The organism is Streptomyces sp. NBC_01296, assembly GCF_035984415.1.
Taxonomy (GTDB): domain Bacteria; phylum Actinomycetota; class Actinomycetes; order Streptomycetales; family Streptomycetaceae; genus Streptomyces.
This window is the reverse complement of the sequence record NZ_CP130720.1, coordinates 8,500,960-8,524,181: the sequence shown is the minus strand read 5'-3', so window position 1 is coordinate 8,524,181 and position 23,222 is coordinate 8,500,960. Positions and strand designations below refer to the sequence as shown.

The 23,222-nt window shown below is 69.3% G+C and carries 24 protein-coding genes and 6 pseudogenes; 14 read left to right on the top strand and 16 right to left on the bottom strand.

What is annotated here, in order from left to right; translation table 11 throughout:
• Positions 1-165: 165 nt before the first annotated feature.
• From OG299_RS38865 to OG299_RS38830, 8 genes and pseudogenes are all read left to right on the top strand, one after another.
• Entirely contained in the window at positions 166-810 is a 645-nt protein-coding gene (locus OG299_RS38865) for an MBL fold metallo-hydrolase (RefSeq protein ID WP_327364200.1), read from the top strand.
• A gap of 471 nt (positions 811-1,281) precedes the next feature.
• Positions 1,282-2,022, top strand: a complete 741-nt coding sequence (locus OG299_RS38860) for an SDR family oxidoreductase (protein WP_327364199.1) — start codon at positions 1,282-1,284, stop codon at positions 2,020-2,022.
• Positions 2,023-2,087: 65 nt separating this feature from the next.
• Positions 2,088-3,080, top strand: coding sequence for an RNA polymerase subunit sigma-70 (locus OG299_RS38855; RefSeq protein ID WP_327364198.1), 993 nt, complete (start codon positions 2,088-2,090; stop codon positions 3,078-3,080).
• 683 nt (positions 3,081-3,763) lie between these two features.
• Positions 3,764-4,570 (top strand): IS21-like element helper ATPase IstB, encoded by an 807-nt coding sequence (istB, locus tag OG299_RS38850; protein WP_327364197.1) that lies wholly within the window; start codon positions 3,764-3,766, stop codon positions 4,568-4,570.
• Between the two features lie 85 nt (positions 4,571-4,655).
• A complete protein-coding gene (locus tag OG299_RS38845; RefSeq protein ID WP_327364196.1) occupies positions 4,656-4,946 on the top strand; it encodes an SMI1/KNR4 family protein in 291 nt (96 codons plus the stop codon).
• Complete coding sequence (locus OG299_RS38840) at positions 4,909-5,193, top strand: hypothetical protein (protein WP_327364699.1); 285 nt, start codon at positions 4,909-4,911, stop codon at positions 5,191-5,193. Before OG299_RS38845 ends, OG299_RS38840 begins: the two co-directional genes overlap by 38 nt.
• Positions 5,099-5,554 (top strand): annotated as a pseudogene (locus tag OG299_RS38835) (Ku protein); the annotation flags it as partial. The gene OG299_RS38840 and the pseudogene OG299_RS38835, both read left to right, overlap by 95 nt.
• Positions 5,542-5,685, top strand: a pseudogene (locus OG299_RS38830) (DUF2326 domain-containing protein); the annotation flags it as partial. The pseudogenes OG299_RS38835 and OG299_RS38830, both read left to right, overlap by 13 nt.
• A gap of 225 nt (positions 5,686-5,910) precedes the next feature.
• Here the strand turns inward: OG299_RS38830 and OG299_RS38825 are convergent.
• From OG299_RS38825 to OG299_RS38785, 9 genes and pseudogenes are all read right to left on the bottom strand, one after another.
• Positions 5,911-6,582 carry a TetR/AcrR family transcriptional regulator gene (locus OG299_RS38825; protein WP_327364195.1) on the bottom strand — a complete coding sequence of 224 codons (672 nt, stop codon included), beginning with the start codon at positions 6,580-6,582 and terminating at the stop codon, positions 5,911-5,913.
• Between the two features lie 91 nt (positions 6,583-6,673).
• Complete coding sequence (locus tag OG299_RS38820) at positions 6,674-7,876, bottom strand: cytochrome P450 family protein (RefSeq protein WP_327364194.1); 1,203 nt, start codon at positions 7,874-7,876, stop codon at positions 6,674-6,676.
• Between the two features lie 152 nt (positions 7,877-8,028).
• On the bottom strand, positions 8,029-8,172 hold the full coding sequence (locus OG299_RS38815) for a hypothetical protein (protein ID WP_327364193.1): 144 nt from the start codon (positions 8,170-8,172) through the stop codon (positions 8,029-8,031).
• Between the two features lie 126 nt (positions 8,173-8,298).
• Positions 8,299-9,138, bottom strand: a complete 840-nt coding sequence (locus OG299_RS38810) for a patatin-like phospholipase family protein (protein ID WP_327364192.1) — start codon at positions 9,136-9,138, stop codon at positions 8,299-8,301.
• A gap of 820 nt (positions 9,139-9,958) precedes the next feature.
• Positions 9,959-10,357 (bottom strand): IS3 family transposase, encoded by a 399-nt coding sequence (locus OG299_RS38805; RefSeq protein ID WP_327364191.1) that lies wholly within the window; start codon positions 10,355-10,357, stop codon positions 9,959-9,961.
• Complete coding sequence (locus OG299_RS38800; RefSeq protein WP_327364678.1) at positions 10,354-10,659, bottom strand: transposase; 306 nt, start codon at positions 10,657-10,659, stop codon at positions 10,354-10,356. Before OG299_RS38800 ends, OG299_RS38805 begins: the two co-directional genes overlap by 4 nt.
• Before the next feature lie 75 nt (positions 10,660-10,734).
• A pseudogene (locus OG299_RS38795) lies at positions 10,735-10,818 on the bottom strand (IS5/IS1182 family transposase); the annotation flags it as partial.
• A 40-nt stretch (positions 10,819-10,858) separates the two neighbouring features.
• A complete protein-coding gene (locus OG299_RS38790) occupies positions 10,859-11,386 on the bottom strand; it encodes a hypothetical protein (RefSeq protein ID WP_327364190.1) in 528 nt (175 codons plus the stop codon).
• 201 nt (positions 11,387-11,587) lie between these two features.
• Positions 11,588-12,328 carry a class I SAM-dependent methyltransferase gene (locus OG299_RS38785; RefSeq protein ID WP_327364189.1) on the bottom strand — a complete coding sequence of 247 codons (741 nt, stop codon included), beginning with the start codon at positions 12,326-12,328 and terminating at the stop codon, positions 11,588-11,590.
• Positions 12,329-12,489: 161 nt separating this feature from the next.
• On the opposite strand from OG299_RS38785, the gene OG299_RS38780 reads away from it, so the two are divergent.
• Positions 12,490-12,777, top strand: a complete 288-nt coding sequence (locus OG299_RS38780; RefSeq protein ID WP_327364188.1) for a hypothetical protein — start codon at positions 12,490-12,492, stop codon at positions 12,775-12,777.
• A gap of 425 nt (positions 12,778-13,202) precedes the next feature.
• On the opposite strand, the gene OG299_RS38775 is transcribed toward OG299_RS38780, so the two are convergent.
• Positions 13,203-13,523: a hypothetical protein gene (locus OG299_RS38775; RefSeq protein WP_327364187.1), complete on the bottom strand. Its 321-nt coding sequence runs from the start codon at positions 13,521-13,523 to the stop codon at positions 13,203-13,205.
• A gap of 607 nt (positions 13,524-14,130) precedes the next feature.
• Here OG299_RS38775 and OG299_RS38770 point away from each other — a divergent pair.
• A complete protein-coding gene (locus OG299_RS38770) occupies positions 14,131-15,561 on the top strand; it encodes an amidohydrolase family protein (RefSeq protein WP_327364186.1) in 1,431 nt (476 codons plus the stop codon).
• Positions 15,562-15,605: 44 nt separating this feature from the next.
• Here the strand turns inward: OG299_RS38770 and OG299_RS38765 are convergent.
• The 4 genes and pseudogenes from OG299_RS38765 to OG299_RS38755 form a co-directional block, all read right to left on the bottom strand.
• Positions 15,606-16,016: pseudogene (locus OG299_RS38765) on the bottom strand (transposase); the annotation flags it as partial.
• A gap of 26 nt (positions 16,017-16,042) precedes the next feature.
• The gene (locus OG299_RS38760; RefSeq protein ID WP_327364184.1) at positions 16,043-16,297 is read right to left on the bottom strand and encodes a hypothetical protein; all 255 of its coding nucleotides are present in this window, start codon (positions 16,295-16,297) and stop codon (positions 16,043-16,045) included.
• A gap of 184 nt (positions 16,298-16,481) precedes the next feature.
• A pseudogene (locus tag OG299_RS42915) lies at positions 16,482-16,547 on the bottom strand (hypothetical protein); the annotation flags it as partial.
• Between the two features lie 388 nt (positions 16,548-16,935).
• The gene (locus tag OG299_RS38755; RefSeq protein WP_327364183.1) at positions 16,936-18,066 is read right to left on the bottom strand and encodes an FAD-dependent oxidoreductase; all 1,131 of its coding nucleotides are present in this window, start codon (positions 18,064-18,066) and stop codon (positions 16,936-16,938) included.
• Positions 18,067-18,995: 929 nt separating this feature from the next.
• Between OG299_RS38755 and OG299_RS38750 the strand changes: the two genes are divergently transcribed.
• Positions 18,996-19,319 carry a hypothetical protein gene (locus tag OG299_RS38750; protein ID WP_327364182.1) on the top strand — a complete coding sequence of 108 codons (324 nt, stop codon included), beginning with the start codon at positions 18,996-18,998 and terminating at the stop codon, positions 19,317-19,319.
• Positions 19,320-19,329: 10 nt separating this feature from the next.
• Here OG299_RS38750 and OG299_RS38745 read toward each other — a convergent pair whose 3' ends face one another.
• Entirely contained in the window at positions 19,330-19,752 is a 423-nt protein-coding gene (locus OG299_RS38745; protein ID WP_327364181.1) for a hypothetical protein, read from the bottom strand.
• A 711-nt stretch (positions 19,753-20,463) separates the two neighbouring features.
• On the opposite strand from OG299_RS38745, the pseudogene OG299_RS42910 reads away from it, so the two are divergent.
• The 3 genes and pseudogenes from OG299_RS42910 to OG299_RS38730 form a co-directional block, all read left to right on the top strand.
• A pseudogene (locus OG299_RS42910) lies at positions 20,464-20,601 on the top strand (hypothetical protein); the annotation flags it as partial.
• Positions 20,602-20,944: 343 nt separating this feature from the next.
• Positions 20,945-21,556 (top strand): hypothetical protein, encoded by a 612-nt coding sequence (locus OG299_RS38735; protein WP_327364179.1) that lies wholly within the window; start codon positions 20,945-20,947, stop codon positions 21,554-21,556.
• Positions 21,556-21,864 carry an STAS domain-containing protein gene (locus OG299_RS38730; RefSeq protein ID WP_327364178.1) on the top strand — a complete coding sequence of 103 codons (309 nt, stop codon included), beginning with the start codon at positions 21,556-21,558 and terminating at the stop codon, positions 21,862-21,864. The genes OG299_RS38735 and OG299_RS38730 overlap by 1 nt, the downstream gene beginning before the upstream one ends.
• Positions 21,865-22,153: 289 nt before the next feature.
• On the opposite strand, the gene OG299_RS38725 is transcribed toward OG299_RS38730, so the two are convergent.
• Positions 22,154-22,357, bottom strand: coding sequence for a GlsB/YeaQ/YmgE family stress response membrane protein (locus tag OG299_RS38725; protein WP_327364177.1), 204 nt, complete (start codon positions 22,355-22,357; stop codon positions 22,154-22,156).
• Positions 22,358-23,222: the final 865 nt, after the last annotated feature.

Below are 23,222 nucleotides of genomic sequence, written 5' to 3'. Positions count from 1 at the left end.
TGGCTCCATTGTTTGCTTGGTGCCACAGGGGCGCCCACCAGCTCTCGCCGCAGCGAGAGGCGGGGGCGCCGGAGTCAAGTCGCAGGCGATGCCCACGGCGCGATATCTACAACCACGTTGTACAGTTTAGTTGTAGATATTCAGTCGGCTCGGAAAGGACCCGCTGTGAAGCTCACCAAGCACGCCCATGCCTGCGTCACGCTCGAGAAGGACGGCACCCGCCTGATCATCGACCCCGGCACCCTCACTCCGGACGCGGCAGAAGCCGTCACCCAGGCTCACGCCGTCCTGATCACCCACGAACACTTCGATCACTTCGACGAAAAGCTCGTCGCCGCCGCTCTCGAAGCCCAGCCCGGGCTGCAGGTCTACGGTACGGCCACGGTCGCAGCCACCCTCGGCAGCCACGATGGCCGCGTCCACGCCGTCGCCGCCGGCGACACCTTCAGCGTCGGTTCCGTCACCGCCACCGTCCACGGCAAGCGCCACGCGCTGATCCACGCCGACCTCCCGTGCCCCGACAACGTCGGCTACCTCCTCGACGACGGAGCCGTCTACCACCCCGGCGACGCCTACTTCGCGCCCGACGCTCCTGTACGCACCCTCCTGCTGCCGACCAGCGGCCCATGGACGAAGCTCGGCGAAGCCGCCGACTACGTCCGCACCGTCAAGCCCGAGCGCATCATCCAGATCCACGAACTCATGCTCAGCGACCTCGGCCAGCACTCCACCGCCAATCTCCTCGGCGAGAAGGGCCTGACCGGCACCCCGATCGACCGCCTCAAGCCCGGCACCACCGTCCAGCTGTAAGAGAGCACCTGATCTGGGTAGTTGGGGTTTTGGGCTGGTCCTCACTTATGTCGTTATAGGGGCGCATTTTGACGAGCCCAGATGCTTTGGATGTGTAGGTCCCTCACACCCCTTCCCCGGGGCCGTGACAACGGCATGCGTCGCGTTCGCCGCACTGCTGGTCGCCGCCACACCCGGCCGAGACTGCCTCGGATTGAGCGAGACAACCGGCCCGTCCCCCTCTCGCTCAAACTGAGGCACCCCAGGTCAAGCACTCACGCCGCCCAGACCGCGCTCTATGGCCCCAGACGGCTGAACTGAACCCCGACAGCCGGTCTCACATCCCCGGGGGTGCGGTGGATCAGGAGGCGGCGGCCAGGAGCAACATTGCTCGCCGCGGCCGCCGAAAAATTCTCCCCAGACGCGACGGTTTTGCCGCCTCCCGCTGGTCTTGAGTGGTGACCGACCCCGACCAGCACAGTGGAGCCTTCCATGTCAGATCACACCCAGACCGCCGTCGTCACCGGTGCCGGCCGCGGCTTCGGGCGGGCGATCGCCGCCACGCTCGTCGCCCAAGGCACCCACGTCATCGGCATCGCCCGCAACGAGTCCGAGCTGCGCGCCGTCCGCGACGAACTCGGCGAGGGCTTCACACCCATCGCCGCCGACGCCACCGACGAAGCACTCGCGGCGGAGGCGATCCGCACCCACCGCCCCAACCTGCTCGTCCTCAACGCCGGGGCCGTGCCGCACATGGCGCCCGTGCAGGAGCAGACGTGGGAAACCTTCAGCCGCAACTGGGAGGTCGACACCCGCCACGTCTTCGCCTGGACCGGCGCGGCCCTGCGCGAGCCGCTGGCCCCGGGCAGTGTGGTCATCTCGATGTCCAGCGGCGCCGCGCTCGGCGGCTCCCCGCTCAGCGGCGGGTACGCCAGCGCCAAGGCCGCGGTCCGGTACCTGCGGCAATACGGCGCCGAGGAGTCCGAGCGGGCCGGGCTGGGCATCCGGTTCGTCACGGTGCTGCCGGACATGACCCCGGTCGGCGGGGTGGGCGACACCGGGGTCACGGGCTATGCCGCGCGCGTGGGTGTCGATCGGGAGGCCTTCGTCGCGGGACGGCAGCCCATCCTCACCCTGGAGCAGGTCGGCAAGGCCGTCGTGGAGCTCGCCGGAAACCCGGACACCAGCCCGGAGTACCGGCTCGGCGGCGCCGGTCTGATCCCGATCGGCTGAGCCGCCGCACCATCGCCCCACCGCCCGCCTACAGTGGCCCCGCCGCACTCCGAGGAGGACACGCGATGCCGTCGAACGCCGAATTCACCGCCCTGGCCGGCCCGTTCCGGCCGGAGCTGCTCGCGCACTGCTACCGGATCCTAGGCTCGATCCATGACGCCGAGGACCTGGTGCAGGAGACCTACCTGCGGGCGTGGCGGGGCTTCGACGGCTTCGAGGGCCGGTCCTCGGTGCGGCGGTGGCTGTACAAGATCGCCACCATGGCCTGCCTGACGGCCCTGGAGACCCGCGCCCGGCGCCCACTGCCGTCGGGCCTCGGCGCACCCTCGGACGACCACCGGATGGCGGTGGCTCCGCGCGAGCCGTCCGTACCGTGGCTCCAGCCGGCGCCGGATGCCCTGTTCGGCACCGGCGACCCGGCGGCGATCGTCGCCACGCGGACGGGCGTGCGCCTCGCCTTCGTCGCCGCGCTCCAGTACCTGTCCGCCCGCCAGCGGGCCGTGCTGACCCTGCGCGACGTGCTCGGGTTCCGGACGGCCGAGGTGGCCAAGATCCTGGACACGACCACCGCGGCCGTGGACAGCGCGCTCCGCCGTGCCAGGGCCCGGCTGGCCGAAGCCGGACCGGTCGCGGACGACCTGGCCGAGCCAGACGAAGGGACCCTGCGCACTCTCCTCGACGACTACGTGGACGCCTTCACCCGCGCCGACCCCGACGCGCTGGTGCACCTGCTGCGGGCCGACGTCGCATTGGAGATGCCGCCGACCCCGACCTGGTTCACCGGCCACCGGGCCGTCCTCGGCTTCCTCTCCACCCGCGTCCTGCACCCGAACCTTTGGCGGATGACCCCCACCCACGCCAACGGCCAGCCCGCTCTCATCGTCCACCACCGCGCGGGCGACGGCCGCTATGAGCCCTACGGCATCCAGGTCCTGACCCTGCTCGGTGACCGCATCGCCCGGATCACGTCCTTCAACGACCCGACCCTGGTGGCGACCTTCACCACCGACCGCACCGCCCTCGCCCCCGAAACCCACCGAGCCCACCCAGCCCACTGACGCACCGTTCGCCATCACCAGTGAGCCTCACTGAGAAGCCGAGCCCAAGCTGCGATCTCTCGGCTTCATATCAGCGCGCCACCTGCACGAATACCGTCCCGTGACATCTGCCCGCGCAGCGCCGCGCGGACGCCTTCCGCGTCCACCGCGTCGACCACGGACCGCGACCACTCCCTATGAATGAGGAGGATCCGCAAGCAGCGGCCTCCTCGCAGGAGCCGCAAGAACGGTAGTAGGAACTGGCCCTGGCTCCATCACCCGGGCCGTACCGCATCGATCAGCGCGCGGCCTCGAAACAGAGCAGGAAGAAGAACAGGACGCGAAAGTTATCCAGTTCCCGCTGCGGACCGTAGCCCTGCCCCCCCGTTCACAGCCCCGACGTCCTCTACTCCATCAGCCTCGGCGTCACCCCCCGCACCGCCGCCGGGAGCCGCCACTGACCCAGGCCGGGCACTCGATCCCCGTCGGCTTCACCGCCGAAGCGGGCGCCCAGGCGACGGCCCTCCCCCGTAGCGCTGCCCCCCAGCGGCCCCGGACAGCACCTGTGCTGTCCGGGGCCGCCGCCTGTTCCGCACCGCCACCGACTCGACCTGCACCCCTGCCCTGCTGCGCGCCGCTGACGACCAACTACTCCGACGTCGCTGCACCAGCGATGACGAACACCGCCGTGAGGGAGAAGCACAGTGACCCTGCCCCGCCAGCGAGAGTTGACCGAGCAGGCCGCCGACGCCGCCATCGACAGTGCCTGCCGGCCTCTACGCCTGCCGTCGATTCGCAACGAGTTCTCCGACATCGCAGACCGGGCGTTGAAGGACCAGATGACCTACCGCGGCTTCCTCGCCGAGCTGCTGATGACCGAGTGCGACGACCGGTCCCGCCGCCGCTCGGAACGACGGATCAAAGCGGCCGGCTTTCCGCGGGAGAAATCCCTGCGGGCATTCGACTTCGACGCGAACCCCAACATCGACGCCGCCACCGTCCACACCCTCGCCGGCTGCGAGTGGATCAAGAAGAGCCAGCCGCTCTGCCTGATCGGAGGCTCCGGCACCGGCAAGTCCCACATGCTCATCGCCCTGGGTACCGAAGCCGCCATGAAGGGCTACCGCGTCCGCTACACGCTCGCCACGAAGCTCGTGAACGAGCTGGTCGAAGCGGCCGACGAGAAACAGCTCAACAAGACCATCGCCCGCTACGGCCGGGTCGACCTCCTCTGCATCGACGAGCTCGGCTACATGGAACTGGACCGCCGCGGCGCCGAACTCCTCCTCCAGGTCCTGACGGAACGCGAGGAGAAGAACAGCGTCGCCATCGCTTCCAACGAGTCCTTCGGCGGCTGGACCAAGACCTTCACCGATCCCCGGCTCTGCGCGGCCATCGTCGACCGCCTCACCTTCAACGGCACCATCATCGAGACCGGCACCGACTCCTACCGCCTCGCCAGCACCCGAGCCCGGGCCGAGGAACCCGCCAAGGTCGGCTCGGCGCGATAGCTGCCGATCTTGACCTGAGCGACGAGGGGGTGGGACATCGAAACGAAGACCGGTGCTAAAAGATTGTTGTATGTGGGTTCAGCGAGTGATCGAACTGACCGAGTGGGAGCCACTCGGGATCTCCGTCGACTGGGCGGCGATCGAGGGCGAGCTGGGGGTTCCTCTGCCGGCGGACTACAAGGAGCTCTACGAGGCGTTCGGCGGCGGCGTTTTCAGCGATTCCGTCTACTTTCTGGGGCGCGACGAGGGCGTCTCGTTCGACTTCCTGACACAGTGGCGGGTCTCTCTGTCGGTCGACCAGGACAGCAAGCTTGGGAGCGTCTCCGCCGCCGGTCCCTATGCGATCTACGCGCCCGGGCGGCAAGGGGCTGGTTGAGTGGGGCTCCACCGAATGGGCCGACGAGTACTTCTGGCTGATCGACGCCGAGCAGCCGGGCGATTACCCCGTCCTCGCGCGGTCCAATGACGGCGGCCCATGGCACCGGTACGACATGTCCACCTCTGAGTTCCTCTACCGCGTCCTTGTCGATGTCGATTTCCAGCCGTTCGGGATTTCGCAGTACGACCTCGGCACGATGTTCAAGCCCGGCTCCGGCCACCCTTTCGACGGCCAGTCGCTCTGACGAGCGGCTGGCCGTCCCACGTTCGTGGACACGACAGTGCCGTCGTTTCTCATCGAGATTCGTGAGTCAGGTGATCACCAACTGCCTCCGGAACCGGTCGCCAAACGCTGTTCCTAGAGATCAACAAAGCCACCCGTGGGAGCTCGACGAGATCGCGCCCGGCCGTTCGCAGGCGCTGGACATCGCCGGGTTCGTGGATCTCGAGGACGTCGATCCGATCTTCTTCGACAAGACGTACTACCTCGCGCCCAGGGGACAGGAGCACCAGAAGGTGTACAGCCTCCTCCAGCAAGCCCTCGAGCAGGCCGGCAAGGCCGGCATCGCGACGTTCGTGATGCGCCAGCACGAATACCTCGTCGCCGTGAAAGCCGAAAACGACCTTTCCTGGCCCACCGCCACGGACGCGGCCCGGACTTCCTCATCCACGACAGCCACCTCTACGACGGCGTCGACGAGCGCCAGATCGCCAAAGCGCTGTCCTTCGCCACGACAGTGACCGAGGAAGAACGCATGCAGTACATCGTCACCATCAACACCGACAGCCTCAGCGTCGCTGCACAGCGGGGATTCGACCGGAACCGTACATCCGCAGCCCCCGCCTCACCGACGAACACGAGACCGGCGGGCTCTTCGGCTTCCGGTTCAAGGCGTCCACCAAGCCGTGATGATCACCGCCCAGCGGGGAGCGCGGCTGGGAGCAGGACGGGGCAGGTCGGGTCAGGTCGGGCGGTGGGGGCCCAGGTCGAGGAGGACCGCCGCCAGTTGTTCCGGGGTGAGGCCCGGTGCGGGCAGGTCCGACGGGGGGCGCGTACCGGCGCGCAAGCCGTCCAGGAACAGGACCAGTTGCCGGCGCCAGGCGTGCGGCGGCCCTGCGGCCGCCAGGGAGGGGACCGAGCGGCCGAGCGTGGCCAGGCTCAGGAGCATGTCCTCGACGGTGACGTCGGGGCGCATCGCGCCGTCACGCTGGGCACGGTCCACGAGCAGGGAGATCGTCTCGTGGTTGTGGACGTGGACGGCGTCGAGGGAGGTCACCCCTTCGATCGGGGTCGTCATCAGGTCGTTGACGCCCCGGTCCGCTGCCAGCACGGTGAAGACCGTCTCCAGGTAGGAGGCCAGCCCCGCCCAGGAATCGGCCGCGCCGCGGGCCTCTTCTCCGGCGTCGACCGTGCCCTGGAGCGCGTCGCGGAACACCGCGTCGATCAGGGCGGCGCGGGTGGGGAAGTGCCGGTACAGGGTGGCGTTTCCGACGCCGGCTTGGCGGGCGATCACGTCGAGGCGGGCGTCCAGGCCCTGGGCGGCGAAGGCTTTGCGTGCGGCGGCCAGCAGCAGCTCGCGGTTGCGCAGCGCGTCACGCCGTAGCGGCGCAGGCCGTTCCGTGCCCGGGGTCACTGTCCACTCCTCGCTTCGCCGGTGCCCACGCAGGCGCCCCGGCACCGGGGACCGTGGTCCGGTACGGATGCTAGCGCCATCGGTGGCGGCGTCACGCGGGGAGCCGCCGCGACCAGCGCACCGGCAGGGCGACGACGCCCCTGAGCATGGTGCTCGGCCGGTGTACGAGGGAGTCGGGTTCGGTGGCCAGGGCAAGGTCCGGCAGCCGCCGCAGCAGGGTCGCCACGGCGATCCGGCCTTCGACGCGGGCGAGTGGCGCACCCAGGCAGTGGTGGATGCCGTGGCCGAAAGCGAGGTGTCCCCGGGCGGCGCGGCGGATGTCGAAGCGATCGGGGTCGGCGAAGTGCTCGGGGTCGCGGGAGGCTGCGACCAAGGAGAGCATCACGCTGTCGCCGGCCGGGATCCGGACCCCCGCGATCTCCAGGGGTTCCGCGGCGAACCGGAAGGCCGCCGCGGCGACGGGCCCGTCGTGGCGGAGCATCTCCTCGACGGCGCCGTCGAGGAGGCCTGGCTCCGCCCGCAGCGCGGCGAGCTGGTCGGGGTGGCGCAGCAGGTTCAGGACACCGCCCGAGATGAGGTTGACCGTGGTCTCGTGCCCGGCGACCAGCAGCAGGAAGGCCATGCCGAGCAGTTCCTCGGCGCGGAGCCCGTCCGGCGCCGTGGAGGCCCCGACGAGGGCGCTCATCAGGTCCGGCCCGGGATCACCGGCCTTGGCGGCGATGAGCGCGGCGAAGTACGCGCTCATCTCACCCGCCGCGGCGCCCGCCGCGGCTGGTGAGGACGGTGCGACGAGCTCGGTCGACCAGGTGTGGAAGAGGCGCTGGTCCTCGACGGGGACTCCGAGCAGCTCGCAGATGACGGTGAGCGGCAGCGGCAGCGCGTAGTCGGCGACCAGATCGGCGGTCCCGGCCGGCGGGAAGGCGTCGAGGAGGCGGTCGGCGATCTGCTGCACGCGCGGCCGCATCGCCTCGATCCGACCGGCGGTGAACTCGCGTGCGACCAGGGCACGCAGGCGGGTGTGCTGGGGGGCGTCGGTCTGCAGCATGTTCAGCCCGATGGCGTTGCCCCCGTCGCTCTCCCACGTCGCGGAGTGCCGTATGTCGTTGCGCAGGCGGGGGTCCGTGAGCGCGGCGCGTACCTCGTCGCGGCCGAGGACGAGCCAGACGTCACCGCTCCCGGGGATGTGGACGCGGTGCACACGGCCCTTCTCGCGCAGTGCGGCGTGGACGGGGTGCGGGTCGGCGGTGAAGCCTGCCCCGGTGGGGGTGAGTTCATCGAGGGTCGGGGCAGCCATGGTGTTCCTCTGGTTCTCGGTGAGACGCGAAGCGGGGAAGGGTTCCCGTTCTGAGGGGTGGTGGGGCGGGATCCGTGGAGATCCGTGGAGATCCGCCGTGGAGCCGGCTGTGGAGCCCGTCGTGGACCGGGATCCGGATCGGGGCAGCCGGGTCAGGCGGGCGACGGGAGATCGGTCCGGGTTCCGGCGTCTTCGGCCTGCACGAGCCGCCGCCGGGTGCCGCCGCGCTCCATGAGGTGGAGCTTGTAGCCTCCCGGCCTGTCGGCCTCGTCGGCGAGGTTCTTGACGACCCCCAAGCAGACGGCTTCCTTGAGCTTCGCCCCGAGACGGCCGCCGACCTTGAACCAGAGGGTGGTTACTCATGGGGTGGGCGGCGGCCCGTGGGGGCCGGACACCGTTCGGCTCCGTACGCCTCCGATGCGTCAAGGGGTCCACACCGCGCGGACGGTGTCCGCGCAGGAGGCCGCCTGGGCACGGCCCGCCCGGGCGGCGGCCGTACGGCGGGTCTGGTCGAGCATGTTGCGGCCGAAGGCCCTGCGGGCGGCGCGGTCGGGGGTGAGGACCGCCACCAGCGCCCCGCCGGCGGCGAGTTCGGCCCCCTGGGCGGTGGCGCTCGGGTGGGGTCCGACCGCTTCGGGAATCGGGGTGAGGGCGATGACGCGGCGAGCGCCGCGGGCGAGGTGCACGTTGGCCGTCGAGCGGCTGCCTCCGTCCATCCATCGGCCGCCGGCCACCGATACGGGCGGCCAGACCACCGGTACCGCGCAGCTCGCCGCCACGGCGTCGGGGAGGGCGACGCCCGAGGCGGAGTCGAACGTCGCCAGGTCCCCGCTGCGGGCGTCGACGGCCGTCAGCCGAAGGTCGGCTGACGGCCAGTCGCGTATGCCCGCCAGGAGGACTGCTACCGCGTCGTGCACGGCCGACTCGGGGACGGTACGGGAGGCCAGCGCGGCCCGCCCGAGGCGCTGGGCGGAACGCCGCGGATCACGCGAGCCGAGTGCGGCCCACAGGAAACGGGCCGTCTGGCGCAGGGTGACGGTGACGTCGAGCTCCGGGGCTCCGTCGAGTTCTTCGCGGTACATCTCCTCGGCCCGCACGCCGGAGGTGAGCCGCGCACCGATCACGGAGCCGGCGGAGGTCCCGATCGTCACGTCGGCGGCGGAGAGGTCGAGGCCCTCCTCGGCCAGCCCGGCCAGCATTCCGACCGTCCAGGCGAGCCCGACCGCTCCCCCGCCACCTAGCACCAAAGCCGTGGCTGTCATGATCCCCCGCCCCGCATCTTAAACGGGGACTACTCCCCGTTTCCCTGACAGGCAGGACGGTAGCACAGAAAGTGGGGACCGCTCCCCGTTTCTTGTGGACGTCCGGAACCTCGGGGACCCGTCTGCCAACCGGCCGGACCACCGGATCTGAGCCGTGCCTGCTCTACGCATCGTGGGTCAAGGGAGAAAGACGCGCGTACGCGGAAGCCAAGCCTGTACGAAAGCGGTCTGGCCGCCGAAGCTCGCCTGGTCAGCCTGGACCCCTGCGGGCCCGCCAAGCGGAGTGGGCCAGCGCCATCCATGAGGGGCCTGACGGGCACCCCACCTCGCACCACACGGGCGTCGCCGTCACGCCTGAGATGGCGATCGACGAGAGGTAACCCATCGTGCGGCACCTCAGTTCGCGAAGCAGGTCTTCACGGGCGCCCGAGAGCAGGTCCACAACGTGGTCGGCCGTCGCGCACGCTTCGTGGCCCAGGCCCGACGCGGCCGCGGGATCTGCTGCCTCCTCGCCCTGATCCGCAACGCGGCGGCAGCCATCCTGATCGTCACCCTATGACGGCGGCCGCCGTCAGCGTCCTGACGCAGCGCGCTGTCGCCGAAAGGTCGGGGCACGACTGCGCCGGTCGCGCCAGCCAGTAGCAGGGGTCCTGCATCGCGCATCAACGCGCACCTTCTCGGTGCTGGGCCTTGACCCCGGTTTTTGAACACGTCTATGCGGCTCGGGCCAGGGTAGTTGACGTCAGCTGGAAGGCGATCTCGAAGGCGATCGGAGACCGCTGACCGAGTTAGGAGTGCCGGCGTCGGGTGTTGTATCGGGTCAGCCAGCGGAAAGCGTCACCTGCGTCGCGGTGAAGTCCCGGCCGATCAGGTCGGGGGCCTTCGCCGCGGCCGGGACAGTGGTCCGGTGCCGGCGACGCAGACGCACTCCCTCGACTCCGATGGTCCGCATGATTCTCGCGACGCGCTTGTGGTTGAGCCGTTCACCCTTGTCGCGGAGTTCGGCGGTGATCCTGGGAGCACCGTAGGTGCCGTCGCATTCCTGGTGGACCGTGCGTATCCGGGCCGCGAGCTTGGCCTCGGCGATCTGCCGGACCGCCCTTGCGGCCGCGGTGCGGCGCCAGTAGTAGAAGCTCGAGCGGGAGATCCCGAGGATGCCGCAGAGCCGCTTCACGCCGAACCGGCGCTGGTGATCCTGGACGAACTGGCAGCGGTTCACCAGCGCGTCTCCCCGGCGAAATACCGGGCCGCCTTGCGCAGGATGTCGCGCTCCTCCTCCAGCTCGCGGATCCTCTTCAGGGCCGCGGCCAGCTCCGCCTGAACGGTGTCACCGCCCGCCTTGGCAGCGGCCGGCGGCGAGGAGTGGGCGCCGGAACACCGTCCGTCGGCGGCCCGGATCCAGTTCCGGAGTGTCTCGGTGTTCACCCCGAGATCACCAGCGACCGACCTGATCGTTGCTCCTGGCCTCGACCGGTACAACGCGACCGCGTCTGCCTTGAACTCGGCGGGATTGTGCTTCATCCCCACGGGGACTCCGTTCTCCTGGACCATCAAGATCCAAGTGTCTCCGGTGTCCAAAACCCGGGGTCAAGGCCCCACCAACTTCCCGAAGGCACGCGGGCTCAACCCGGTGAACGGGGCTATCCAGGGCGGTTCCGACACCGTTATCACACCAGCCACGCCAAGATCATCACACCCACACCGGCCCGGCCTGCGGGAGTCAGACAGCTCGGCGACGTCGGTAGTAGGCGTAGGTAAGGGCGAGCACGATCGGGCCCCACAGCATCACCGGGCTGATGCACACGCGTGCCAGGACCATCCACCAGCCGTTACTGAAGGCGACCTCCTCAAAGCCCAGCAGACCGAACCAGGCAAGGGGCATGGTGTCCCACAGCGCGACCAGACCCAGGCCGCCCAAGGCCGCCGGAATGATCGCGGCGAGCAGTGCGACCTGCCGACCACCGATCAGCGGCACCCAGTCCGGAACTTTCTCGCCCCACCCGCTGACCAGGCCGGTACAGAGCAGTGCCAGTGCCTCGGTGAGCACGCTCAGCCCGAACACGTAGGCCGGGACCCACCACGGCATGGGCGGTGCCGACGGATCCACCATTCCCATCGAGAAGTCGAAGGCGAACGGCAGCCGCCACAGGCAGTGCGGCAGGACGACAAACGGAAGGGCCTTCGCGAACCGGAGCGCCCAACGCGGAACCGGACGCTCGGTGTCGCCCAGAGCAAAGTTGATCGGCATGACTCCACCCTCGCCGAACCTCCGACGACAGGGCGTCGGCCGTGTGAACGATCACGATCCCCCACACGGGGGAGCCACCTGTTGATCGCAGCGGCGGTTGATGGTCGCAAAGACTCGGAGCCCCCTTCAAAGATCAGTTACGGGACAACCCTTGCGAGCTGCCCGGCGAGGGGATGCCTTCACGTCTCGGCGCGGCGGAACTTACGGTTTGTGTGTTACCCAGAGCAGTTCCGCCGGCCAGCGGTGTGCCCAGTCGGGTGGGTCGGTTTCGTTGTAGCCGTTGGGTGTTCCGAGTTCGGGCCGCGGCTCGATGAGGTCGTCGATGATGAGACCCGCGCCGCGCAGGACCTTGACCCAGTCGCCGTAGGTGAGCTGATAGCTGGTCGCGCCGTCGTCTTCGGCGATGGTGTTCAGCCCGAAGTAGTCCTGCTGCAGCGTCGTGGTCGCGCGGCTGGCGGCTTCGTCGTAGCAAGCTTCGAACCATGGGCTGGTGACGTTGAACACCAGGCGCCCGCCTCGGCACAAGACGCGTGCGGCCTGCGGGACGGCCAGGTGCGGGGGCGCCCAGCTGAGCCCACCGAAGTCGCAGAACACCAGGTCGAAGCTGTCTGCGGCGAAGGGGAGCTGTTCGGCGGCGCCCTGCACCAGCGGGTAGCGGGCCGCTCCCATCGCGCGTGCCGCTGCGGCGAGTTGGGCCTCAGACAGATCGAGCCCGACCACGGTGGCGCCCTCGGCGGCGAGCGCCCTGGACCACTGGCCAGCGCCGCAGCCGAGTTCGAGGACGCGCTTGCCGGTGACGTCGCCCAGGGCGTGCAGGTGCGCGTCGGGGATGGAGTACATGCCCCACAGCCGGGGTGCGGCGCCGATTTGCGGGTCGTGCTCGTGCTGGTAGGCGCTGCTGATCCGGTTCCAGAGCCGCCGGTTGGCGGGGATGCTGTCCACGTGCCGACTCCAGCATTGCCTGCCGGGTGCGGTCAACACGATTAGGGCGCTGGCCGGCCCTCGCCTCGGTCCGGCCCTGGCTCGGCCCATGATCCGCCGGACGAGCCCTAACGGCCGGCGGCACTGCGAGCCGGCAGGATCTTGACGCCTAAAGTCCCGGAATGGAAATCGAACCCGATGTACTGGACGAACTGATCGAGCTGCAGGAAGCAACCGACGAACTGCACGCCGAGTTGACGCGCCTTCAGGCCGAACTCGGCAACGCAGCTCAATGGACCGACGTGCAACACGTGACCTGGCGGGACGCCTGGGAAGACGCGCGCGAGCCCTGGTGGCTGCTGGATACGGCCCTGGACCACTACGCAGAGACGATCGGTCTGGACCGCGACGAACTGGAGGCCACGGTGCAGAAGACGGCAGGCCACGTCCCACTACCAGACGAAGACTGACGGCCCGCCGACGGCCGAGGCAGCCTGACACGCGTGGGCACTTCGATCCTGTCGTTGGCCAGCAGCCAGGCCACAACCGCGCCCCGGTCAAACTCCGGACGCACGTCCGTGCCACCGGCCGGCGCGGGGAAGTCGGCATGCCGGCGGCGCCAGTGCACCACCGCCGCCCACCCCACACTTGCGATCCGGCCCACCTCGGCGAGCAGGATCCGGTCCGTATCCGGGGTGAGCGGAGACAGGGCGATGAGCAGAGACCTGCGGCCGCACCGCCCGCCAGTCCACCCGAGGCCGGGCACCGTCCAGGAGCGCGATGGTCTCGGTGGAGAAGAGCGGAACCCGTGGTGCCGCCACCTTTCCGCTCGTAGCAGGTGAGGGCGAGGAGGCTGACGGAGACGGCGGCCATGCCCAGGCGGTGATCAGGGCGACTACGGCGAGGTCCCCGCTGCATGCCATGAACAGACGTGCCGCCCGGCCCCGCCGCCATCTGACCATCGGGGGACGCCGCAAGCGTTCAGCGGCGGTCGGTGCCGGCTCTCCGAGCCGGTGGGCGTGGTGGTCCGGGACGCCCGCAGAACCATCAGAAGCCCCACCACCATGTACACCGCCAGTGCGGCGGTGACGAACGCGTTCAGCGCGACGCCGAAGACGTCACCTATCCAGATCCACACGATGAATCCGACCGACAGCACGTCGTAGAACACCAATCGGCTGATCGCCGCACGTCGCGAAAGTTCCTTCGCCCCCACGCCGTTTCCCCCAGCTCAAGATCGGCTCACGCAGGGCTACCGCCTCGACGCTGCCAGCCCCCCGAGAACCAATCGTCCCGTGATCGTCAGATGTTCGACCCACGGACAGCGGAGAAGGTTGCACGGGCCAGCAGCCCGGACCTCCTCCGCATCGACGGACTCCACCACCGCTCGGGTACCGGAACTGCGGCCCGGCAGAGCACCACGACCAGGTACGGGCTCATCTCCGGCCTCGAAACAGAGCAGTCACCCGTCCGTGGCCGCGTGGGTGTCACGGCGTGGGCTGCGGTTCCAACCCCGCTTTCGGTCCAACCACTCGGCGCGGCACGGCAAGCCGCGACAGGCGGTCCGCAGGCCCGCGCTGCCACCGACCGCACGCGCTCCCCCTGCACGGCGTCGCGAACTCCTCACCCCATCAGTGGAGATGATCGTAGGTCGCATGGCGTGACGCGCTTTCGCCCGGAACGGAAAAAGTTTTCCGCAATCGTCTATCGAATGGTCGTTCGTTGGGAATGCTGCGTGTAATCTCCCGCCTCCGCTCGACGCTCCGTCTCAGCGTTCCGCCCGGGCGGGCCTTCCGTTCTGAGCCTTCGGGAGGTAACACGCCATGCAGAAACTCCCCACTTCGCCGTCGGTCCCCAGCCGCCGCGACCTCTTAGCCGGCCTCGGCCTGGCCGCCGCCACCCCGCTCCTCCTCGGCGTCACCCCTAGCCCCGCACTCCGCGACCGCTCCTCCCGCCCGCCCGCTCCGGGTGGCCGTACGGTCCTGCTGCGCGGAGCCTCACTGGTGCTCACCATGGACCCCGCCATCGGCACCGGCCCCCTCGGCGCCGTAGCGAACGCCGACGTCCTGATGCGGAACGGCACCATCGCCGCCGTCGGCACGGCACTGCGGACACCGCCCGACGCCTGGGTGCTGGAGGCCTCGGGCAAGCTGGTCATGCCGGGGTTCGTAGACACCCACAACCACCTCTGGCAGGCGGTGATCCGGGGAGGTTGTACCGACCGGGACCTGTTCGGCTGGTTCCAGGGGTGTACCGACCCCCAACGCGGACGGCTGACGCCCGCGGCAGTCCACAGCTTCGTGCGGCTCGCGGCCCTCGACGCCGTCCAGTCGGGTGTGACGACCCTGGTGGACTGGGTGGACATCTTCTCGTACGACCTCATCGAGAGCTACGTACGGGCCCTGGCCGACACCGGGGTGAGGTTCACGTACGCGATGTTCCCCCCGGCGCCCGACGCGGTGCTGGTCAGAAAGGTGAAGAAGGAACTCGTCGACCCGGTGCCGCTGGGTTCCTTCCAGGTCGCCACACATGCGGCGCGGGCGGTCCAGGACCACAACCGCGCCCACTGGGAGGTCGCCCAGGACCTGGGGGTCATGCTCAACTCCCACGTCCTGGAACGCCCCGAGCAGCGCGCCGACGACCCCATCGGGGTCCTGACCGACATCGGCGCGCTGGGGCCGCGGCTCCTGATCAACCACGCGATCCACCTGACGGACGCCGAGATCGCCGCCGTCGCCGAGCACGACGTACGCGCGGCCCACTGCCCGCTCAGCAACATGCGGCTGGCCTCCGGGATCATGCGACTGTCCGAGCTCGGGCGACGGGGCGTCAAGGTAGGTCTCGGCCTCGACGGCGGCACCAATGACAGCTCCGACTTCCATGCGCTGATGAAGACGGCCATCGGCCTGCAACGCGCCAGCACGACCGAGGTCGAGGTCTTCCCGCAGGTGACTGACGTCCTCCGGATGGCGACGCTGGGCGGAGCCGAAGTCCTCGGCCTCGCGGACCGGGTGGGTTCCCTGACCCCCGGGAAGCAGGCCGACCTCGTGGTCATCGACCCGGCCGCCTTGAACTTCGCACCGCGCTTCGACTGGGTCGGCCAGATCGTCTTCAACGGGCGACCCGAGAACATCGACGCCGTGTTCGTGGACGGGCGGGCACTGAAGCTCGGCGGCCGGCTGGTCGACGTCGACACGGAGCGCGTCGTACGGGAAGCCGAGGCGGCTGCCACCCGCCTCCGCGCGGCCGGCTAGGGCGTCTCTTTTCGGCTCTTGTCGGTTAGGGTCCGTCCCGTCGATCATGTGCGAAGCCAGATGACGAGGGCGGCTGCGGTAGCGGTGCCGAGGTAGATGTAGCCGCGCTTGTCGTATCGGGTTGCGACTGCTCCGGAGTGTTTGAGCTTGTTGATGGCCCGTTCGACGTTGTTGCGCTTCTTGTACCGCTGCTCGCCGAAGGCTGGTGGTCGTCCGCCGCGTGAGCCTCTGCGCAGGCGGGCGGCCTGGCTGTCGGCCTTCTCCGGGATCGTGTGCCGGATGCGCCGCCTGCGCAGGCAGGTGCGGCACGACCCATTGCTGTAGGCCTTGTCCGCGGCCAGGGTGTCGGGCTTCTTGCGGGGTCGGCCCGGACCGATCCGCGGGAGACGGATTTTCTCCAGCACGGGTTCGAACTGCGTGCAGTCCGCTCTCTGCCCTGCCGTGACGATCAGGGACAGTGGGCGGCAGCGGCCGTCCGCGCTCAGGTGCAGCTCGGTGGTGAACCCGCCGCGAGCGGGACGATTTCCTCCCGGAGTTTCCAAGCGTTGGTGCAGCCCTCGTTCCAGCGGTTGTCGATATAAGGCTTGTACTCGTCCGGCGCGGAGGCTCGGTTGAACTGGTACTGACCGGTGAAGAGGTCTTCTGGCCTGGCTGCATCGGCAAGGCTTTTGATGGTGCGGTGCGCCATGTGGAGTTGGCGGCCGATGGAGCGGCGGCTGTGGCCGGCTTCCAGCATCGCGTGGACCGTGGCGTGTCGCGCCCGGATGCGGTTCGCGAACCGGCCGCTCTTCCAGGGCGAGGCCGGGTCCACCAGGGGTGGTGCGGGCTCGTCCGAACGTCCCCCGCCCGCACGCAGCGTCCAGACAGAAGAACCTGCGGACTCGCAGGCACAAAACCACCCGTCGTCCCGCACTGGGCACATCGGCGGGAAACCGCAGGTAGGAGCTGTGTATTCGGCTTGAAGAACACCCACAGCTCGGACACACCGCCTCGGCCGCCGTACTGCGGGCCTCGACACGTACCGCCTCGTCGCACACATCCACCGACAGCACCGTCACTTCCGCGACCGACGGGAACAACAGAGCTTCCAGCCGGAGCAATCCCTCTTCCACGACGTCGAACTGTCGGCCACCTCAAGATCGGCACTGGTCATTTTCAGGCAACTTCCCAGAGGTCGCCGTGGACGTCAGCCGTCACTCAACGTATGCGCTTCACGGAAAGTGAGCCAGAGCCTGAGAACGGGAGTCGTTTGTCAAGGGTTCGGGAGTCGGTTCATCGCTCGCGCCCGTGATCAATGTCGATGAGCTTGGGAGTCACCACCGCCTAGGCTTGAGCGGGGTGGGACGGAGAGCGTCAGATCGGGGCCTGCGCGGCTTATTGGCTCTTCTCGGTGATCATGTTGATCAGGCCCTGAGCCGTGTTGTGCTCGGAGTCGATCCCCGGAACCGCTCCACCTTCGAAAATGGTGGCCTCGGCGCTGCGGGAGAACATGGCCTGCTCGTACTCGGTGAGCGCGGCCTCGACATCGTCGGGGTAGGCGGCGAGGGCCTTGCCGAGTTCGGCGCCGTCGAGCATGGCCAGGTTGGCGCCGTCGCCGTTCGGGGGCGCAAGGTGGGCGGCGTCGCCGAGCAGGGTGACCCCCGGCACCCGGTCCCACTGGTGCCCGGTGGGCAGAGCGTACTGGGGGCGCAGGACCGGCGCTGTGTCGCCGTCGGCGATGAGTGCGGTGAGTTCCGGTGCCCAGCCGTCGAACTCGCGCGCGATCCGGGCGGTGGCCGCGGCGGCATCGGTGAAGTCGATGGCGGCGAACCAGTTCTGTGGCCTGGTCAGCGCCACGTAGGTGTGCAAGGTGTCGCCGTTCTCCCGGTGAGCGAAGATCTCCTTGCCCGGCGAGGGCGCGATCAGCAACCCGCCACCGACCGCTTTCGCGGCGGCCGGGTGGCGGGTGTCGGCGTGGAACAGGTACGTCTCGACGACCGACGTGCCGGCGTACTCGGGTGTGGCGGTGGTGAGCAGTGGGCGTATCCGTGACCAGGCGCCGTCCGCGCCGACCAGCAGGCTGGTGACCACGGTGCCGCCGCCGTCGAACGTCACCTCGTGGCGGCCCCCGCCGAGGGCGCGGGTGCTGCCGGCCTTGTGCCCCCATCGGACGGTGCCGGCTGGGAGTGAGTCGAGCAGGATCTGTCGTAAGTCGCCGCGCTGCACCTCGGGGCGTCCGCCCGTGCCGTCGTCGACCTTGTGGAACAGGACGGTCCCGTCCGGGTCGAGGACCCGCGTCGCCTGTCGGCCCTCCAGGACGATGGCGTGGAACTCGTCCATCAGGCCGGCCGCCTTGAGGGCGAGCTGTCCGCTGTATGCGTGGATGTCGAGCATCCCGCCTTGCGTGCGCACCGTCGGGGAGGACTCCGCCTCGTAGACCGTGACCGGGATTCCGTGGAGGTGCAGGACGCGGGCAAGAGTGAGTCCGCCGAGTCCGGCGCCGATGATCGTGACGGGCATGTGCATGGTGGCTCCTGGGGAACGGGGCCGCCCAGTGAGCCGGGCGGCCGTCTCTGGAACACTGCCGGACCTCGCCGACAAGCCACCGACATCGAACCGGCAGTCGCCGATGGATGACCGACACCGCGCGTCAGTCCCGACACGTACCCGGAACGGGGTTCCACTCGGCATCCGGGGCGATCGTGCTCATGCTCTCGTTCTCTCATCGCTCCCCGAGCGACGAAGCCCGGCCTGCACGGAGGTACAACGAACGGCCCGACGGGCGCGGTGGCCGGCCGACATGATCCAGGGCGTGAACGAGGGGTGCCTCCCGTTCTCGCGTACATCGGCTATTGGCGCGAGCGTGCGACTCCCAATCTCGTGTCGAAACGACGTCGCAACTCGGGCTCTGACTCAACTTCTGTGGTGCGGCGCGGTTGCCTGGCATGGCCCAGCCTGCGCGCGGGGGAATCGGCGGCTCAGCGCGTTGCGCAGAGTCGAACGCATGGGCACCTGACCCGGCGCCACAGAAGTTGAGCCAGAGCCGCAACTCGCTCGCGTACATAGCCAGGGCGGGGCATAACTACTGGCGCAGCGCGGGTCGGTCCACGCTGGCGCAGGTTGGCGCCGTGACGTTTCAGCACCCCGGCCGTTGGGCCTGACGATGCACCGAGCCGTCCCCCGGCTCCCCGGGTGCCGGGTGCCGACTTCCTTCCCGGGAACCCGGCACCCCCTTCCAGGGAGGCCCCATGCCCCACTCCGGCCGTGTACACCAGCTCCGCCGCGCAGCACGCTCCAGGCGCCCGCCTGCCTCCACCGAAGCGCCTGAACCCGCCGCCGACGTACCCGCCCCAACCGCGGCCCCGGCAGAGATCCCCGAGCAACAGCCGCGGTGGGCAACCCTGGACCGCAGGGAAGCGCGTCTGCGCCGCGACCAGCTCCGCTCTCTGGGCGCATTGCGTCGGCAGGTCGCCCGCGACCGCCAGGAACGGAACGAGATCATCACCGACAACACCCTGATCCGGGTCGCGGTCGACTTCCTCCTGCACCACGCCGACACCCTGACCGGCGACACCGAGGAACAACTGCTCAAGTCGGCCGTCACCGCGACCACCCGCAGCTTCGACGCCACCCACCTCGCCGCTGCCACCGCACTCACCGCACTCACCGCACTTCAGGAAGCAGACGACCCCAAGAGGGTCTTCGCACTCTGCAACCTCATGACCAAGGCCCTGCTCCAGATCAAGCAGGAAGCCTCCGCACGCGCCGCCATCACGTAACCGGCACGGCTCACCCGGCAGCAGCGACCGGCCCGGCGCCGAATCGGCGAACATCGCCCACGCCCACGTCCAGGCGCAGACGCTGGAACCGGAGCGGATGCCGGAATATCCCGCCGTGGTCCACGGCCCGGTCGGCGCTGACCTCCGCCACCAGGTCCCGGCGTACCAAGGTCACGTCCAGGACGTCGCAGCTCCCCCAAGCCGCCGAGAACGTCGCCCACGTCCAGGGGTGTCCGGACGCGGCCGGGGTGAGGTGTTCGGCGACCTGCCGCGCGGCGTCCGGGCGCAGCGGCACGGTCCGGCCGACCGCGCGCAGCCGGCCGCTCTGGTCGTGGCGACCGAGAGCGAGATCGCACGGGAAGGCAGCGGCCTGCCCGGGCGGGCGCACCTCGAGCAGCTCCCCGACGGGACCGAGCACCGGACCGGTACCCATCCCCCTTCTACCAGGCTCCCTGATCGCCCAGTTGCAGCACGTCGCAGCTGGCAGCACGCGCTGAGGAGCGGGGATTGCAGGGACGTTCCGCCAGGGGATCACGTCACCATGAAGGGGGCACTCATTCCGCGCCTGCGGCAGTCCGAGGGCGAACTCCCGTACCGCTTCCCACTTGCGCACCCCACCTTCACGCGCACCTCCACTCACCTCGGGTCTCAGCCGCTCGCACGGACCGTCCTCTCCCCACGTTAGAACAGCCGGCCGTGACGAGGCCTGAGGAATCGGACCACAGGCCCCAATCAGTGCATGTGCAAACAGATAAACCCGAGTGATCCACGGGCCGGGCGTTCTGTAGTCTGAGCGGGTTTTCAGCCCCGTTCCAGGGCTCACAGACATTTGGGGGGCTCGGTGTCTCATCGCCGACTCGTAGCATCCGCGACCATCCTCGCGGCAGGCATTTCTCTCATACCGGGGCTGGCCCACGCCGCCGACCCCGCGTAGGGCACGGTGCAGGGGGTGTCCAAGCCCGACCTGGACTCGGCCATCGAGGCCAAGACCACCACGTTCGACAGCCCGGCCGACCGCTCGGTCAAGGTCCCGGCCACCGGCAAGGGCAAGGCGGCCGGCACGCTGGCGGCCTCGGACGCGAACCCGAACCTCGCGGTCGCCCTTCAGGCCGCCACGTTCCAGGCGAAGTCGCTGCGGCTGGACATGGACGTCGCGAGCGCGGTCACCCCCGTCTTGATCGACATCAGCTGGGGTGACGGCTCGGGGGACAACGCGAACACGAACGGCTCCAACTCGGTGACCACGGAGCACGTGTACAGCGAGGTCGGCACGTACACGGTCAAGGTCACCGTGACGGACACGGTCAACCAGACATCGGCCGAGAACTCGGTCACCGTCACCACCGAGGGCTCGGACTTCACCCCGTACAACCCGACCCGCCTGCTGGACACCCGTGACAGCACCGGCGCGCCGAAGCCCAAGTCCGCCCCGTACACCTCCGCCCGGGTCAAGGCCGACGGCTACGGCGCCATCCCCGCCGGTGTGACCGCGGTGGCCCTCAACGTCACCGTCACCAACACGAAGAGCGGCGGCCACGTCACCGCCTTCGCCGAGGGCACCAACCGCCCGACCACCCTCAAACCTCAACTACGAGCCTGGCCAGACGGTCCCCAACCTGGTCATCGTGCCCGTCGGCGCCAACGGCTACGTGGACCTCTACAACGGCGGTTGGGAGTCGGTCGACCTCATCGCCGACGTCACCGGCCACTTCACCCAGTCCGCCGCCAGCGGCTACACGGCGATCAGCCCGGACCGGTTCGTCGACACCCGCACCGGTCTCGGCACCCTCAAGGGCCAGGTCGCCGGGTACGGGATCTTCAGCACCAAGATCGCGGGCAACCGCGGCGCCCCCGCCGGGGCCAAGGCCGTGGCGCTCAACGTGACGGTCGCCAACCCGCAGAGCGACGGCCACCTGACCGTCTTCCCCACCGGGAAGGCGGCCCCGACCGCGTCCAACCTGAACTTCAGCACGGGCCAGACCATCGCCAACTCGGTGATCGTCCCGGTCGGCACCGACGGCGAGATCAGCATCCGCAACGGCGGCTGGAACCCGGCCGACGTGATCGTCGACGTCGTCGGCTACTACAGCCCCGACAGCGTCAGCGCGTACCTCCCCTTCGATCCGGAGCGCGTGAAGGACACCCGCGAGACCAAGAAGCCGTTGCCCGGCCGCTACTACAGCGCGCTCGGACTCGGCGGCGGCTATCCGCACACCACGGGCAGCGGGTGGAGATAATGCCCGATGAGCACGGTGTCCGGGTCATCGTGTGCGAGGGCGAGTTCGACCAGGACACCATGGGGCCGCTCCAGAGGGCAGCAGACGCCGCGATAGCAGATCCCGGGATACGGCGGATCGCCCTGGACGTCACCGGCGTGGAATCCTCCGACTCCACCCTCCTGAGCCTCATGCTGCACCTACTGCGCACTGGCCGTCTGGTCCTGATCGGCCCGACTCCCCAACGCCTGAACCCGATCTTCGACCTGACTCAGGCCGGCGACCTCTTCCCGGTCATGGCCAGCGCGGACGCTGCCCGCCGTCTATGAGGGCAGGCGACGCCCAGCACGGTCCGCGTGGAGAGGGTGTGCGCCTGTGGATGGGGCGGAGCGGGAGCGGCTCAAGTACCAGTCCTGCAGCTCGCACCAGTCGGTGAGTTGCCACCGCAGCGTCTTTCGGAGCACGCCTTTGGTCACCCGCCGCCCGAGCCACAATGCCGCGCCCGCCCCGCAGACCGTCGCGCCCAAGGTCATCCGGCCGACGGCGGAATGAGGAGCCAGGCGGCGTATCAGGCCCCTCCGAACCTTCCTGCGCGTGCGGCGTCTGACGAGAGGCATTTCAATGCTTCCTGCCCGCGACCAGCCGGTAGACCAGCAAGATGATCAGGTATCCGACGATTGCCGCGATCCATGTGGACAACTCGAAGAACCCGTCGATCGAGTCGACCCCAAATATGATCTTGCCGAGCCACCCGCCGAGAAGACCGCCGACGATGCCGATCAGCGGCGTCACGACGCAGCCACCGGGATCACGCCCCGGCATCAGAAGTTACGCGATGATCCCGGCAAACAGTCCCACCAAAATCCATCCGAGGATGCCCATAACGGCCTCCCGTACAGCAAGAATGTCTTACATGTCCTCTTCTCGCGTGCTGTACACCGAACCTCACCACCGCGGCGGCGGGCGCCTCCCGGGCTTGTCGGTCATTTCTCCAGGCGCCGGACCTGTGGTTGCGGGGCGCGCAGGCTGACGTGCCGGGCGTGTTCGTCCCGCGGTGTGCCGGACCTTGCTCGGGCCCCTGGACGGAACGCATCTGCCAAGCCAGGCCCTGCCTTCAGCTCGGCCAGCAGGGTGTCAATCGGCGGGACGGGCTTTGTGGGGGGCGACTCGCAGCTGTACCACGGCCGGCAGTCGGTCGTAACCGCTTGTCTGGCGGGCGCGATCAAGCGGACCTTCACACAGCGCTTGGAGGACGGGCCCGGGTTCGCCGTCGGGCGAGAGGGTGAGGTGGAGGTGTGCTTCGGGATGGCGCGGGGAGCCGTCCATCTGCGCCGCCGCCGCTCGGATGCCGGGCAGCTGCCGGGGCATCGGCGGCAAGGGCGTTGCTGAGGGCTTGCTCGCGCAGTTCCACTCCCTCTACCGCGGGTGGTCCCTGGACGGGTATGTGGCCGGGGTGAGTGCGTCGTAGTTGCGCCAACAGCCACCACAGTGCGAGCAGGACGACGACGGTCAACGGCGATGACCGCGGGCCACCACCATCCTGCGGTCGTCCAATGGGTGCGGTCGGCCTCGGTGAGCAGGACCTGGTCGTGAGCGGTCAGGGGCCAGCCGTCGGGTGGTGCCAGGTGCCAGCGCCGGTACAGGTCGAAGCCACTCGCCAGCATCAGGCATCCCGCGCCGAGCAGGA

Coding starts and splice junctions, on each gene's coding strand:
- OG299_RS38860 (WP_327364199.1), top strand. CDS start 1,282: ATGTCAGATCACACCCAGACCGCCGTCGTCACCGGTGCCGGCCGCGGC.
- OG299_RS38855 (WP_327364198.1), top strand. CDS start 2,088: ATGCCGTCGAACGCCGAATTCACCGCCCTGGCCGGCCCGTTCCGGCCG.
- OG299_RS38840 (WP_327364699.1), top strand. CDS start 4,909: ATGCGATCTACGCGCCCGGGCGGCAAGGGGCTGGTTGAGTGGGGCTCC.
- OG299_RS38820 (WP_327364194.1), bottom strand. CDS start 7,876: ATGGCTGCCCCGACCCTCGATGAACTCACCCCCACCGGGGCAGGCTTC.
- OG299_RS38810 (WP_327364192.1), bottom strand. CDS start 9,138: ATGACAGCCACGGCTTTGGTGCTAGGTGGCGGGGGAGCGGTCGGGCTC.
- OG299_RS38800 (WP_327364678.1), bottom strand. CDS start 10,659: ATGAAGCACAATCCCGCCGAGTTCAAGGCAGACGCGGTCGCGTTGTAC.
- OG299_RS38790 (WP_327364190.1), bottom strand. CDS start 11,386: ATGCCGATCAACTTTGCTCTGGGCGACACCGAGCGTCCGGTTCCGCGT.
- OG299_RS38780 (WP_327364188.1), top strand. CDS start 12,490: ATGGAAATCGAACCCGATGTACTGGACGAACTGATCGAGCTGCAGGAA.
- OG299_RS38770 (WP_327364186.1), top strand. CDS start 14,131: ATGCAGAAACTCCCCACTTCGCCGTCGGTCCCCAGCCGCCGCGACCTC.
- OG299_RS38760 (WP_327364184.1), bottom strand. CDS start 16,297: ATGCTGGAAGCCGGCCACAGCCGCCGCTCCATCGGCCGCCAACTCCAC.
- OG299_RS38755 (WP_327364183.1), bottom strand. CDS start 18,066: ATGCACATGCCCGTCACGATCATCGGCGCCGGACTCGGCGGACTCACT.
- OG299_RS38745 (WP_327364181.1), bottom strand. CDS start 19,752: ATGGGTACCGGTCCGGTGCTCGGTCCCGTCGGGGAGCTGCTCGAGGTG.
- OG299_RS38730 (WP_327364178.1), top strand. CDS start 21,556: ATGCCCGATGAGCACGGTGTCCGGGTCATCGTGTGCGAGGGCGAGTTC.
- OG299_RS38725 (WP_327364177.1), bottom strand. CDS start 22,357: ATGCCGGGGCGTGATCCCGGTGGCTGCGTCGTGACGCCGCTGATCGGC.